Genomic DNA, 13,990 nt, shown 5'->3' on the forward strand with positions numbered 1-13,990 from the left:
CATAGGTGAATGGTGTCGATAGGAAGCAGCGCGCATGACGATCAGAAGATGAAATTGGATTTGGATTTGAGACCTTCTAACGGAATGGAGGCAACTAACTGGATGGACGCGATCGGTTTGATCAATTGAATCAAGTGCTGATGAGCGTACTGTTCTTCCATGGCAGCCAAAATTATAAAATCGTAATGAGGAAATTCAGGGATTAGGAAATACTTTCCGGGATCGCCCTCGGAAGGCCTGTTTTTGAACATTTTCAATCGATTGAGCTGGGTTTCGTAGGCATAGTAAGAAAAGCTCTTTTCTTCGTTATTTTTGAATCCAACCACTAAATCGGGCTGTTTCACCAGTTGAATGCCAAGCACTTGATTCAACTCCCAGGCCAGCTTATACCCCTTGGCCGAAGCGCTCAGTCCGAGCAGTTCAAAGTCAAATTCATAGTCGATCAGTAATTTGCTTTTCTTCATTTCCAGGGCCAGGAAGTGGGTTTTGACACCAAAGAGGCAAGATCAAAAAAGTTTGACAATATTGCCGCAAATCTCTTTATTTGCACAGATTTTTAAATCACTAAACCGTAAAAACATGTCTGAAATTGCACAAAAAGTAAAACAGATCATCATCGAGAAACTTGGTGTTGAAGAATCTGAAGTTACTCCCGAAGCGAGCTTTACCAACGATCTTGGCGCAGACTCTCTTGACACCGTAGAACTTATCATGGAGTTCGAAAAGGAATTTAATATCTCTATTCCAGACGATCAGGCTGAAAATATTTCAACGGTTGGCCAGGCGATTTCTTACCTGGAGCAAAACGTGAAGAAATAATTGGTAACTGCCTCTGTACAAACACACCCCGCTAAACATGACATTGAAACGAGTAGTCGTTACAGGACTAGGTGCACTCACTCCCATCGGAAATACCCTGCAGGAATACTGGGAAGGATTAAAAGCCGGTAAGAGTGGATGCGCTCCTATTACACGTTTCGATGCCACACACTTCAAAACCAAGTTCGCCTGCGAAATAAAGAACTTCGATATCGGCAACTTCATGGATCGGAAAGAGGCCCGCAAAATGGACCCCTTCTCGCAATATGCCATGGTGGCGGTGGATGAGGCCATAAAGGATTCCAACCTCCCGATAGCCGGTATAGACCTCGACCGCGTAGGCGTCATTTGGGGCTCGGGTATCGGGGGGTTATTAACCTTTCAGGAAGAAATGAAGACCTACGCCAAAGGCGATGGCACTCCTCGTTTCAACCCTTTCTTTATTCCCAAAATGATTCCCGACCTCAGTGCAGGTCACATTTCCATTAAATACGGCTTCCGCGGACCCAACTTCGTCACGGTCTCGGCTTGTGCCTCCTCTACCAATGCCATCTACGATGCCTTCACCTACCTGCGTTTGGGCAAAGCGGATATCATTGTCTCGGGTGGATCAGAAGCTGCTGTGTGCGAGGCAGGTGTAGGCGGTTTCAACGCCATGCGTGCCCTTTCAGAACGCAACGACTCACCCCAAACGGCCTCCCGTCCTTATGACAAGGAACGCGATGGCTTCGTGCTGGGCGAAGGTGCCGGTGCCCTCATCCTGGAAGAATACGAACACGCTAAGCGCCGTGGCGCCAAGATCTATGGCGAAATCCTCGGCGGCGGCATGTCGGCCGATGCCTATCACATCACGGCGCCCCATCCCGAAGGCGCCGGCATCACCAAAGTGATGCAATATGCCATGGAAGACGCGGGCATCACACCCGACCAAATCGACTACGTCAACACCCACGGCACCTCCACACCCCTGGGCGACATCGGCGAAATTCGCGCCATCCAGAAAGTATTCGGCGATCATGCCTACAAAATGAACATCAGCTCCACCAAGTCCATGACCGGACACCTGTTGGGCGCAGCCGGTGCCATCGAAAGCATCGCCTGTCTGCTGGCCATCAACCAATCGGTGATCCCTCCCACCATCAACCACTTCACCGACGACGACGACCTCGACAGCAAGCTGAACCTCACCTTCAACAAAGCCCAACAACGCGAAGTGAAGATCGCACTGAGCAACACGTTTGGATTTGGAGGACACAATTTCTCGGTGATCCTTAAAAAGGTAGAATAGTTCGGGGAGTCGGCAATCAGGAGCCAGAATCCAGGAGCCAGGAGCCAGAAGCTTATTCTCGGACTTCAGTAGCCAGTAATCCTTATTCTCGGACTTCAGTAGCCAGTAATCCTTATTCTCGGACTTCAGTAGCCAGTATCCTTATTCTCGGACTTCAGTAGCCAGTAATCCTTATTCTCTGACTTCAGTAGTCAGTAATCCTTATTCTCGGACTTCAGTAGCCAGAGTCTTTATTCTCGGACTTCAAGTAGTCAGGGTTTTATTCTTAGGAGTCCATGATGTTATTCCTCAGACTTCATTCCAGTGGCTAGAAATCAGTATCAGGCGAGCCTGGGAGCCGAGTCGTTACCCTTAAGAAAATTCATATTACTGTGATTCCATTCAAGTGTCGCTGACATGTCATCTTCTACCCCCATCTATCACTACTGGACTCCGATTCATCCAACTCAATATTGGCCACTGAAATGTTGGAGAAGATTCGGGCTCCTGAACTCTGACTCCCAAATGCTAACTCCCGAAGTCCGAAAGCAAAGACTGTGGTTACTAAAAATACTAATCACTGGAACACCCAGAACAAGCCTTGGCTCCTGGATTCTGACTCCTGAAGTCCGAGAAAAAGATCTTGGCTACTGACTACTGAATACTGGCTACTAAGAACGCCGATCACAAGCTCCTGACTCCTGGATTCTGGCTCCTGAACACCGAATTCCCCCGCCCCTTGCGGTCCATCACTGTTATTTGCTAAATTAGCAGCCTGTAAATCAATTGATAGAAACGCTTGGTTTGGAAAATCCTCAAAATTCCGAAAGGAAAATCAACAACCGATAAGAAGCTGGTGGCGGCTATTGAAAACATAGCCGGTTTCACACCATCCAATCTCGAGCTTTACCGTCTTGCCACGGTGCACAGTTCCATCGCGAAAGAGAACGGGACCGGCTACAAGGAGTCCAACGAACGCCTGGAATACCTGGGCGATGCCATCCTGGGCGCGGCCGTGGCCGATTTTCTCTTCAAAAAATTTCCCTTCAAACCCGAGGGCTTTCTCACCGAAATCCGCTCGCGCATCGTCAACCGCGAGGCGCTCAACCTGTTGGCCCGGAAGATCGGCGTCGCCAACATCGTGCAATACGATCAAAAGAACGCCCACCTGCAGCAAGTCATCCTGGGCAACACCCTCGAAGCGATCGTGGGTGCCATCTACCTGGACAAAGGCTACCTGCGCACCAAGAAATTTGTCATCGACAAGCTCATCAATCCCAACTATAACGTAGACGACCTCGTCAATTCCGACTCGAATTTCAAAAGCAAGATCATCGAGTGGGCACAACGCGAGGGCAAGGACGTGCGCTTCGAGATCCTGAACGTTAAGAAAGGGCGTAATCACAAAGAATTCACGGCACAGGTGCTGGTCAACAGCGAGGCCAAGGGCACCGGGTACGGCAACAGCAAGAAAAAAGCGGAACAAGATGCTGCCTTCAAAACCTGCGAAATGCTGAATTTATTGAATAGCTGAGGCGTTATCTGCGCATATTCTGTATTGTTTTTCACTGAAATCGTAAGCGCTTGAAAATAGGAGGAGCCACCGTCAACCAGATCCCGTTCGACTGGGACCACAATTCTGCAAACATCATCGACGCCATCCACGAAGGCATCCGCCAACAGGTGAAGATCCTTTGCCTGCCCGAGTTGTGCATCACCGGCTATGGGTGTGAAGATCTGTTTCTGAGCGACTGGCTGTCGGAAAGAGCGTGGCAGGAGTTGCTGCGCATCCGCGAGCATTGCGACAACATTACCGTGAGCGTTGGGTTGCCCATCCGCCTGGGCGGCATCACCTACAACGGCGCCTGCGTCATCAGCAACAAGGCCATCAAGGGCATCACCCTCAAACAAAACCTGGCGCGCGACGGCGTGCACTACGAACCCCGGTGGTTCAACAACTGGACCAAAAACGAGACCCGCGAAGTGGACTACCACGGCGAAAGGATCGTCGTGGGAGACCTCATGTACACCATCGACGGCATCCGCCTCGGCTTCGAGATCTGTGAAGATGCCTGGCGAAAACACAACCGACCGGGCTACCGGCTCTATGACCGGGGCGTCGACCTCATCTTCAACCCCAGCGCGAGCCACTATGCCATGGGCAAAAGCCTGTTGCGCGAAGATGAAGTGGTCACCGAAGGCTCGTCCAAGTTCCACTGCGTCTATGTGTTCGCCAACCTGCTGGGCAACGAAGCCGGCCGCATGATCTACGACGGCGACATCATCATCGGCCAGCACGGCAAGCTGGTGGGCGTGAACAAGCGGCTCTCTTTCAAACCCTATAACCTCATGGCTACTGAAATCAATTTCAGGGAGCCCGAAAAGACAGAGATCCTCATCTCCTCCGACATCAAGGACAAAAACGAAGAGCTGGCCCAAGCGCTTTCCCTGGCCCTGTTCGACTACCTGCGCAAGAGCAAAGCCAATGGCTACGTGCTCTCGCTGAGCGGTGGCGCCGACTCCAGCATCTGCGCCGTGATGGTGGCCGAAATGGTGAAGCGGGCCGTGGCCGAACTGGGATGGGAAAAGACCCGTGAAGTCCTGAAACTCAAACCCCACACCGAGCAATGGCAAGCCGCCGTGGGGCAACTCCTGACGTGCGCCTACCAGGGCACCCGGAACTCCTCCACCGACACCTACGTGGCGGCCGAAGAACTGGCACGCTCCGTGGGCGCGGCCTTTCACCGCTGGGACATCGACGACGAAGTAAATTCCTACACGCAAAAGATAACCCACGCCATCGGCCGCGAGCTGAAGTGGGATACCGACGACATCACCCTGCAAAACATCCAGGCCCGCACGCGGTCGCCCATCATCTGGATGCTGGCCAACGTGAAGCGCGCCGTGCTGCTCACCACCAGCAACCGCAGCGAAGGCGACGTGGGCTATGCCACCATGGATGGCGACACCAGCGGCAGCCTGGCCCCCATTGCTGGCCTCAGCAAAGTGTTCATTCTCCAATGGCTACGCTGGGCCGAACAAGCCTTGCAACACGATGGTCTCAGCGCCGTGAACAACCTCCAGCCTACGGCAGAACTGCGCCCGCTCGAACGGCAGCAAACCGACGAGTCGGACCTGATGCCCTACCCCGTGCTGGCCGAGATCGAGCGCCACGCCATCCAGGAGCGCAAGTCGCCATTGCAGGTATTCGAAGCCATGAAGACCACCCACGAACCCGAGGTTTTGAAACGCCACATCCGGAAGTTCTTCACCCTCTGGTCGGCCAACCAATGGAAACGGGAGCGCCTCGCCCCCTCCTTCCACCTGGACGACATCAATGTGGATCCGCGGTCATGGTGCCGTTTCCCCATCCTTTCATCGGGCTTTGCAGCCGAATTAGCGCTGCTTCCATAGGTCAAAACCCTCAAAAAGGGCCTTTTTTAAGCCATTATTTTTTTTCCGTGAACACCCCCGGCGAACGCCGAGTCTTTCAATTAACGGACTATATTTGCCGGCTATGGCTATATTGAGTTACATCATTTGGAACGGCAGCCCGGAGATTTTCACCATCGGCCGCTTTCCCCTGCGCTGGTACGGTCTCCTGTTCGCACTGGCGTTCCTGATCACACAGCAGATCCTCTACTACATCTATAAAAAAGAAGGCAAGCCCGAACGCGACGTAGACACCCTCACCATCTACATGGTGATCGCCACCATCATCGGCGCGCGCATGGGCCATGTGCTGTTCTACCAGCCTGAACTGATCTGGGAAAACCCGCTGAGCATTTTTCTGCCCTTCACCCTGCATCCCTTTGAATTCACTGGCCTCCAGGGGCTGGCCAGCCACGGCGCGGCCATCGGTATCCTGTTTGCCCTGTGGTTATATGCCCGCAAAAAGAAACCGGGACAAGCCTATTTCCAGGTCGTAGACCGCATTGTGATCCTCGTGGCCCTGGCCGGGGCGCTGATCCGGTTGGGGAATTATTTCAATTCCGAGATCATCGGTTTGCCTACCGAAAAGTCGTGGGGTGTTGTGTTTGTGAACCGCTTCACAGACGCCATCACCAGCCCGCGCCATGATCCCAATGGCGTGATCGAATCGGTCGAATACCAACGCAACGATTCTCTGCCCAGAGGCCAGAACGGCCGGGTGCCGATGAACATCTATATCTTTTTCAAGAAGGGCACATCGCCCATGCAAGCCGATGACTTCAGCGACCGCAAAGCCCGCGACATTTTAGCCAATACGCTCTACGAATATTTCGATGCCACCGGCCCCAACACCGTCACCAACACCGTCTCTCTCCCCGACGGCACACTGGCGTCGCGCATTGTCACCTTCGGCATCGTGCGACACCCCGCACAATTGTATGAGTCCTTTGCGTGCGTAATCCTCTTTTTCCTCCTGTTGTGGATCTGGTCGCACTACAAGGAAAATCTGCCGCAGGGCAGGCTGCTGGGGATCTTCCTCATCTGGTGTTTTGGACTGCGCTTTTTATTCGAATACCTGAAAGAACCCCAGGAAGCATTCGAAAACGACATGTTCCTGAACATGGGCCAGATCTTGAGCATCCCCCTGGTCGTGGCAGGCATCGGCATACTTTTGTGGTCCTTCCGGAAAAAGGACGCGGAGCCGACACCGGCCCGAAAAAACGAAGTGCAAAATTCCTGATTTTAGGAAAAGTAGCGTTAAACTTGTTTACACTAGAGTGGGTCTTAGCGTTACATGATGCGGGCAGTTTTCCTTTTTTTTGCATGCTTATTCTTCGCTTCGACGGTTTGGGGCGCTCCGGATGCCGGGGTGGTTGCCGATTCGCTGAAGCGTGCGGCTAAACGCAAGCCTACCCCAGCCGACACCACCGGCCACATCCTGCATGTGAACCGCATTTTTATCGTCGGAAACCGCATTACCCGCGATCGCATCGTGCTACGCGAGCTTTCCCTCAAACCCGGCGATACCATTTCCAGCGCCCAACTGGCCGCCGTGCTGGAACGCGACCGCCGCAAGCTCATCAACACCCGTCTTTTCAACACGGTAGAGCTCAAACCCCTTGAATTCGAGCCCGACCACATCGACCTGCTCATCGACATCAACGAACGCTGGTATACCTTCCCATCGCCCATCTTCGAACTGTCGGACCGCAACTTCAACGAATGGTGGCAGAACTATGGCCACGACTTCGACCGGGTGAACTACGGCTTGCGACTCTATCAGTACAACATGCGCGGCCGCAACGAAACCCTGCGGCTCACCGCCCAGTTTGGTTTTCAGCGAAGGTTCGAGATCATGTACCGCTTCCCCTACATCGACCGACAGCAAAAGCAAGGGCTCATCATCAGCGCCGATTTCACAGAAGCCAAGAACCTCGCCTACAAAACGCTGGACCACAAACTGGTATACGCCCAAGCGGAACATGTCCTGAAGATCACCCGCGGGGCCAGCGTCACCTACACATACCGCGGCTCGTTCTACGACACTCATGCCCTGAAAGCCGAATACCGCAGCACCTCCATCGCCGACACCGTGACCCTGCTCAACGCCGAGTACATGGGCAAGGATCAGACCGAGCAGCAGTTTGGAGTGCTCTCCTACCAGTTCACATCCGATCACCGCGATTACATAGGCTATCCGTTGCGGGGACATCATTTCACGGGAGGAATGGCCAAAGTCGGATTGAGCAAGAGCGACAATCTGCGCAAGTTCGAAATGAACGCTTCCTACTCCCGTTATATTGAACTGAAGAACAACTTCTTCCTCTCCAACAACACCGTGGGCTACTGGAGCACGCCCAACACACTGCCCTATTCGAACTACAGTGCATTGGGTTATGGCCGGCAGTTTGTGCGGGGCTATGAGGTGTATGTGATCGAGGGTCCCTGGTATGCGCTGAACAAGACCACGTTTAAGAAGCGAATATTTTCACACATCTATAATTGGAATGCTATGCCCATCCGGCAATTCCGGTACATTCCACTTTCTATTTATTTGAAATCCTATGCCGACCTGGGCTATGTGCGAAACTATCCCAACTACACCAATAGCTACCGGCTGGCCGACAAGGTTATTTCGGGCGTTGGTTTGGGGATCGATGTGGTGGCTTCGTATGATGCGGTGATGCGGTTTGAGTATAGTTTCAACGCGGAGGGGGGACATGGATTCTTCTTTAACTTGAAGCGGGAGTTTTAGGAATAGGAGCCAGGAGCCAGAATCCAGGAGCCAGAGCTTATTCTCAGCATTCAATAGCCAGTAGTCAAAAATCCGTTTCTCCTTACGTCTCTAAATTCGTTTGATCTTTTTTATCCGGATATAGCCGTTTACATTCTTTTTACTTAGCCTATCCCGGGCGTTATTTCATGCTGAAACCTACTCCGGTGATGAAGACGCTGTCGTTCGTGATAAGCTTATTTTTGTGGAGGCCGTTGCTCTTTGCTCAAAGTTCGCCTGTGCTTATGGGTGCGCCGGCTGCAGGATGCGCCTATGCCTCCAGTTGTACGCGGGATGAGTGGGCGCTCTTCAATAATGTTGCTGGCCTGGCGGACGTGAAGAACACAACGGCTGCATTTACTTACAATGCTGTTCCATCCTTCAAATTATTCAATCGCATGGCGGCTGCAGTAGCTGTGCCAGTGCGCTTTGGCGTGGCGGGGGTCGGTGTTTACCGGTTGGGGAATGATCTGTATAACGAACAATTACTGACCGCGGGATTCAGCAATACGTTCGGACTGGCCTCGCTGGGGATCCGGGTGAACTACGTGCAGTATAATGCGGCGGGCTTTGGAACAAAAGGCGCTTTCAGTTTGAGCTTTGGGGGCATTGCCACCTTGACACCGGCTTTGTCTGTCGGTGCGCACATCATCAACCTGAACCAGCCCGTGCTTTCCAAAGCCGACGGAGAGCGACTGCCCACGGTAGTTTGTGCGGGCATCGGGCTCAAGGTTGCTCCACAAACCCGAATCACCACCGAAGTGGAGAAAGACCTGGACTATCCTTTGTTGTGGAAGACCGGACTGGAGTATCGCTTTCAAAAAAAGGTTTTCTTTCGCACTGGCTTTGCGTTTCATCCCAACGCCGGGTTCTTTGGTTTTGGATTCAAACCCAAAACGCTCTCCATCGACTATGCCTTTCAATACACCGGAAGCCGCGGTGCACATCACGAAGCAACGGTCGCTTATGTATTTAACAGGAAACAAAAATGAAACGGCTCCTCGCGGTCGCCTGGGTTGCGTGTGCGACCATCGGCTTTACGCAGGAATATCCCCGCCAGGAAATCGACGTAAACCAGCTCATCGATGAGTGGTATGGCATCCCGGAATTGGACCTCAACTACAGCGACCTCTACGAAAACCTGGTGCAACTCCTCGCCCACCCGCTCAACCTGAACGCCGCCACGGAGGAACAACTTCGCTTTCTTAAAATACTCTCGCCGGAACAGATCAAAAGCCTGCTGACCTATCGCGCCGAAAACAAAGACTTTGTCTCTGTCTACGAGCTTCAATCCGTTCCCTTATTGGATACGGAAACCCTGCATCGGTTGGCTCCTCTTGTCTACGTTCCCGACCCGACGACCTTGCTGGATGCCCGCTTCCTGTCGCGCATAAAAACGCAAAGCGATAGCTATCTCCTGCTTCGCTCTGGCCGCAGTTTGCAAAATGCGCGGGAATACAACACGACAACCGATTCCAGTGCGCGGTTCAAAGGTTCGCCGGAGAATGTGTACATGCGCTTTCGATGCACAGTGCCGGGCGAGTTCAGCGTCGGCTTCACCGCCGAGAAAGATGCCGGTGAAGCGCTGCGACGGGACCCCGCGGCGCAGTATTATGGTTTCGACTATTTTTCTTTCCATGCACAACTCCAACATAAAGGCCGGATCCAAAACCTGGTCGTGGGAGACTATCAAAGCCAGTTTGGACAAGGCCTCATGTTGGGCGGAATTTTTGGAATGGGCAAGGGCGGCGAAACCATCACGACCGTGCGCAGGACGAACATCGGGCTGCTGCCCTACACGTCCGTATACGAAGCCGGGTTTATGCGCGGCGCAGCGGCCACCGTTTCGCTGACGAATGTGCTTTCCGTCACCGCGTTCTACTCCAACACCAAACGCGACGCAGCAGTGCAATCCAGCGACACGACATCCGCACTGGCAGAAGACGCCGAAACCATTTTCATCTCGTCTTTCCAAACCACAGGTCTGCACCGCACACAAAAAGAGTTGGCAGCTCGCCACCAGGTTAGTGACAGGAGTTGGGGCGGCGTGCTGCAGTACAAGGTTGGCGCCTTGGATGCCGGTCTCCTGTTCAACCGCGTGGACTTTGGCGCCAGCGTCACCCCCAGGGTCACGCCCTACAATCCCTTTGCTTTCAAGGGTTCACAGAATCAAAATGTTGGGGGTTATCTCAACTATACTTTTCAAAACATGACCTTCTTCAGCGAATATGCCCGTTCGATCAACGGCGGTGCTGCCTATGCCGCGGGCACGCTCTGGAGTCTTTCGGGCAAACTTGATCTGTCGTTGCTGTTCCGAAAGTTTGCACCCAACTTTTATGCATTCTATTCCAACGCTTTCGCGGAAGGCAGTACGACGCAAAACGAAGAGGGTCTCTATTGGGGATGGAAATATAAAGTGAACCGGCGCTGGACCTTTGCCGGCTACATGGACCTCTTCCGCTTTCCATGGCTGCGGTTCAGAGCCTATGCACCAACCGAAGGCCATGAGGGATTGCTCAGGATCGTCTATCAACCTTCCCGCACGGTCATGATCTTTGCCGAAGCTCGCGAAGAAGCGAAGGCACGAAATGAAACCTCCGCCAGCAACAACCTCTATCATCTCCTGGAAGCCACGAAGCATCTCTACCGGGTCAACCTGGAATATGGCATCAATCAAGCCCTCCACCTGAAAACCAGAGCCCAGCTCAGCACGCTGGATTTCCGTGGCAAGCAAACTCAGGGTTTCCTCCTGCTGCAAGACGTGACCCTCAAAACCGGCCCGTTGGAATGGACCGGCCGCTATGCACTCTTCGACACCGATGACTATGACAACCGCCAATACACCTACGAAAAAGATGTGTGGCTGGCGTGTTCCATGCCAGCCTACTATGGCCGAGGGGTTAGAAAAGTACTCCTGATCGAATATAAAATGAACAAAGCCATCAGTGTTTGGCTGCGCTATGGACAAACACGCTACGTCGGCCGCGAAGAGATTACATCGTCATCGGGAACGATCGCCGGCGCCCTGCAAAACGATGTGAAGATCCAGGTACGGATCTCCTTTTGAAATTCCATGCCGTCCGATCCATGGCTTCTGAGGCTAAAAAGACCCATTCCTGGACGGTCTAAAAAAATATTGGAACATTCGGTCCAATATTCCGAACCTTTACTTGGAACGATCGTTCCACATCATATAAACAATAAAATAGCTGAACACCATGAAAAGATTAGAAAACAAGATCGCCGTCATTACCGGAGGAAATAGCGGCATTGGCCTGGCCACGGCAAAGGATTTTATCGCCGAAGGCGCCAAAGTGATCATCACCGGGCGCAACGCCACCGCGCTGAATGCCGCGCTCAAAGAACTGGGATCAAACGCACAAGGCATAGCCCTGGATGTGGCCAACAGCGGCCAGTGGAAGCAATTCGGTGAGCAACTAAAAGCTTTGACCCCGAAGGTCGATGTCCTGTTTGTGAACGCCGGCATCGCCAAGTTCTCGCCCATCGAAGCCACCACGGAAGAATTGTTCGACGAGCAGTTCAATGTGAACGTGAAGGGCGCTTACTTCAGCATACAACAAGTGTTGCCCCTGATGCCGGAAGGCAGTTCCATTGTCTTGAACACCTCCATCAATGCCAGCATCGGCATGGCCAATGCGTCGGTATATTCGGCGACCAAGGCGGCCGTGCTCACGCTCATCAGAACGTTGTCGGCCGAACTGCTTTCCCGCAAGATCAGGGTAAACGCCGTGAGTCCCGGCCCGGTCACCACGCCGCTCCACAGTGCCGGCAAACGGGGCGTCAGCGAAGAACAAAGCCAGCAGGTGGACGAAAGCATCGTCAGACAAATTCCACTGGGCCGTTTTGGCAGACCCGAAGAGATCGCCAAAGCCGTTACCTTCTTTGCATCCGATGATTCATCGTTTATTTTAGGAGCCGAATTGATCGTCGATGGCGGAATGGCAACCCTGTAAGGTTGACATTTTCCTGCCTGCCGGCGATGAAGCCAATGAACCGCCATGCCCAAGGAAAAATTATTCGATACCGATGCCGTGCTCGACCGGGCCATGGAGCTTTTCTGGAAGAAAGGCTACCATGGTGCGAGCATCAACGACCTGGTGGAAGTCACCGGCCTGAGCCGCAGCAGCCTGTATGCGACCTTTGAAGACAAACACAAGCTCTATGTCGCGGCACTCCGCCATTATCAAACCTTGCAAAAGAAAGGTTTGACCGAGGCGCTAGACAAGCAATCCTCGGCGCGGAAGAAAATAGAGGTCATTTTCCGCGCCTACCTGGAGGCCATCCTGCACGACGCCCATGGCAAAGGTTGCTTTATGATCAACACGGCCACCGAAATGACCAATCAAAATAAAGAGCTCGCAAAAATCGTGGGCAGCGATTTCGAGGGTATGGAAGAGCTCATGTTTTCCCTGATCAAACAAGGTCAAAGCGAAGGCACCATCTCTAAGAAGCAAAAACCAAAAAACCTTGCCCGCTATCTTTTCAGCAGCTACCTGGGCATGCGCCTTACGGGACAGGCTAAGCCGGACCGGGCAACGTTAGAGGATATCGTAAAACTAACGCTGAGCGTGCTGGATTGAATCTGAAGCGCTGGGGAACAGAGGCGTCCCGATAAACTCAAAAGAATATCCGGATATATCCAAAACATAGTAAATTTCAGACACGGATCGCCCTTTTTCCGGGGCGGGTCCTCCACCGAAACGAGATACGCTATGCATGCTACGAAGCTGATTACCCCGGACGTGTTGTTGGTCATGTGCATCGGGGGCATAGCCTTTATTTTGATCATGAAAGCCATCTTCCGTAAACCGAAGTAAGGTTTGTCCCGGATTGTGTAGAGATTTGGGGGTTATGGGCGACCAACTCCGTTTTTAATCGTCGGGAGGGTTTTTGAATCCGGGCATGCTGCCGTTATTTGGGACACTAATTTTTAATACATCTATATGAAAATCAGGCCTATCATCGCCCTCGCCTTGCTATTTATTGCTCACCTGTCGCTCGCCCAGACCACGAAGAAGGTGCTGGAGCTTCCCGAGTTCAAAGGCATTTATGTAAACTCCAACTACACGGTTTATCTCAAACAAACCAATAAACAGGAAGTCACCGTAGAAGCTCTCACGGAAATTTTCAGCGTCAGCGACATCAAAGTGGAAAATGGTATTCTCATGATCAACGTGGACCGCAAACCGGACACGTCCAACAAAAGCCTCTGGGCCAAGATCGACGACATCAAGTTGAACCCCACCATGAAGCTCTATGTGAGCGTGAAGAGCATCAACGACCTCCAGGTGAATGGCGGCGGCAAGATCATTTCCGATAACTCCATCGCTTCCGACTACATGACCCTGGGCGTATCGGGCCCCGGCTCGATTGATGTAGACTTGAAAGGAAATACCGTGAAGGCCGAAGTGAGCGGCAGCGGCTTGCTCAACCTCCGCGGCTATGCTACTTCCATCGACGCCATAGTGAGTGGCTCGGGCGGCATCACGGGCTACAACTGTCCCCTGGAAACCGCAAAGGTAAAGGTGAGCGGCACGGGCTATTGCAACCTGAACGTCACCAACAACATCGATGTCCTGGTGTTGGGCAGCGGCACCGTGAAGCACAAAGGCAATACGAAGACCGCTCAGAAGAAGATTTACGGCAGCGGCACCGTTGACCGCGCCTACTAGAACCTA

At 52.8% G+C, this 13,990-nt stretch carries 12 protein-coding genes; 11 read left to right on the forward strand and 1 reads right to left on the reverse strand.

Annotation, left to right across the window (positions count from 1 at the left end; translation table 11 throughout):
* Positions 1–41: 41 nt before the first annotated feature.
* Positions 42–464 carry an IPExxxVDY family protein gene (locus tag BUB30_RS08515; protein WP_073132747.1) on the reverse strand — a complete coding sequence of 141 codons (423 nt, stop codon included), beginning with the start codon at positions 462–464 and terminating at the stop codon, positions 42–44.
* 115 nt (positions 465–579) lie between these two features.
* On the opposite strand from BUB30_RS08515, the gene BUB30_RS08520 reads away from it, so the two are divergent.
* The 11 genes from BUB30_RS08520 (at position 580) to BUB30_RS08570 (ending at position 13,984) form a co-directional block, all read left to right on the forward strand.
* Positions 580–819 carry an acyl carrier protein gene (locus BUB30_RS08520; protein ID WP_025537672.1) on the forward strand — a complete coding sequence of 80 codons (240 nt, stop codon included), beginning with the start codon at positions 580–582 and terminating at the stop codon, positions 817–819.
* 37 nt (positions 820–856) lie between these two features.
* On the forward strand, positions 857–2,107 hold the full coding sequence (gene fabF, locus BUB30_RS08525; protein ID WP_073132749.1) for a beta-ketoacyl-ACP synthase II: 1,251 nt from the start codon (positions 857–859) through the stop codon (positions 2,105–2,107).
* A 778-nt stretch (positions 2,108–2,885) separates the two neighbouring features.
* Positions 2,886–3,620, forward strand: coding sequence for a ribonuclease III (gene rnc, locus BUB30_RS08530; protein WP_073132751.1), 735 nt, complete (start codon positions 2,886–2,888; stop codon positions 3,618–3,620).
* Between the two features lie 50 nt (positions 3,621–3,670).
* Positions 3,671–5,500 carry an NAD(+) synthase gene (locus BUB30_RS08535; RefSeq protein WP_073132753.1) on the forward strand — a complete coding sequence of 610 codons (1,830 nt, stop codon included), beginning with the start codon at positions 3,671–3,673 and terminating at the stop codon, positions 5,498–5,500.
* A gap of 103 nt (positions 5,501–5,603) precedes the next feature.
* Positions 5,604–6,758, forward strand: a complete 1,155-nt coding sequence (locus BUB30_RS08540) for a prolipoprotein diacylglyceryl transferase (RefSeq protein WP_073132754.1) — start codon at positions 5,604–5,606, stop codon at positions 6,756–6,758.
* A gap of 54 nt (positions 6,759–6,812) precedes the next feature.
* Positions 6,813–8,273: a POTRA domain-containing protein gene (locus tag BUB30_RS08545; RefSeq protein ID WP_084137971.1), complete on the forward strand. Its 1,461-nt coding sequence runs from the start codon at positions 6,813–6,815 to the stop codon at positions 8,271–8,273.
* A 167-nt stretch (positions 8,274–8,440) separates the two neighbouring features.
* On the forward strand, positions 8,441–9,283 hold the full coding sequence (locus BUB30_RS08550) for a PorV/PorQ family protein (RefSeq protein WP_073132756.1): 843 nt from the start codon (positions 8,441–8,443) through the stop codon (positions 9,281–9,283).
* Entirely contained in the window at positions 9,280–11,358 is a 2,079-nt protein-coding gene (locus BUB30_RS08555) for a ComEA family DNA-binding protein (protein WP_073132758.1), read from the forward strand. The genes BUB30_RS08550 and BUB30_RS08555 overlap by 4 nt, the downstream gene beginning before the upstream one ends.
* Positions 11,359–11,509: 151 nt before the next feature.
* On the forward strand, positions 11,510–12,265 hold the full coding sequence (locus BUB30_RS08560) for an SDR family oxidoreductase (RefSeq protein ID WP_073132760.1): 756 nt from the start codon (positions 11,510–11,512) through the stop codon (positions 12,263–12,265).
* A gap of 45 nt (positions 12,266–12,310) precedes the next feature.
* Complete coding sequence (locus BUB30_RS08565; protein ID WP_073132762.1) at positions 12,311–12,892, forward strand: TetR/AcrR family transcriptional regulator; 582 nt, start codon at positions 12,311–12,313, stop codon at positions 12,890–12,892.
* A gap of 363 nt (positions 12,893–13,255) precedes the next feature.
* On the forward strand, positions 13,256–13,984 hold the full coding sequence (locus tag BUB30_RS08570; protein WP_073132763.1) for a head GIN domain-containing protein: 729 nt from the start codon (positions 13,256–13,258) through the stop codon (positions 13,982–13,984).
* Positions 13,985–13,990 lie beyond the last annotated feature (6 nt).

Origin of the sequence: Chryseolinea serpens, from assembly GCF_900129725.1 — a bacterium.
Classification (GTDB): domain Bacteria; phylum Bacteroidota; class Bacteroidia; order Cytophagales; family Cyclobacteriaceae; genus Chryseolinea; species Chryseolinea serpens.

What these genes read in the sequence shown, in the direction of transcription:
- BUB30_RS08515 (WP_073132747.1), bottom strand. Translation starts at nt 464, where the DNA reads ATGAAGAAAAGCAAATTACTGATCGACTATGAATTTGACTTTGAACTG.
- BUB30_RS08520 (WP_025537672.1), top strand. Translation starts at nt 580, where the DNA reads ATGTCTGAAATTGCACAAAAAGTAAAACAGATCATCATCGAGAAACTT.
- fabF (WP_073132749.1), top strand. Translation starts at nt 857, where the DNA reads ATGACATTGAAACGAGTAGTCGTTACAGGACTAGGTGCACTCACTCCC.
- BUB30_RS08540 (WP_073132754.1), top strand. Translation starts at nt 5,604, where the DNA reads ATGGCTATATTGAGTTACATCATTTGGAACGGCAGCCCGGAGATTTTC.
- BUB30_RS08545 (WP_084137971.1), top strand. Translation starts at nt 6,813, where the DNA reads ATGATGCGGGCAGTTTTCCTTTTTTTTGCATGCTTATTCTTCGCTTCG.
- BUB30_RS08550 (WP_073132756.1), top strand. Translation starts at nt 8,441, where the DNA reads ATGCTGAAACCTACTCCGGTGATGAAGACGCTGTCGTTCGTGATAAGC.
- BUB30_RS08555 (WP_073132758.1), top strand. Translation starts at nt 9,280, where the DNA reads ATGAAACGGCTCCTCGCGGTCGCCTGGGTTGCGTGTGCGACCATCGGC.
- BUB30_RS08560 (WP_073132760.1), top strand. Translation starts at nt 11,510, where the DNA reads ATGAAAAGATTAGAAAACAAGATCGCCGTCATTACCGGAGGAAATAGC.
- BUB30_RS08565 (WP_073132762.1), top strand. Translation starts at nt 12,311, where the DNA reads ATGCCCAAGGAAAAATTATTCGATACCGATGCCGTGCTCGACCGGGCC.
- BUB30_RS08570 (WP_073132763.1), top strand. Translation starts at nt 13,256, where the DNA reads ATGAAAATCAGGCCTATCATCGCCCTCGCCTTGCTATTTATTGCTCAC.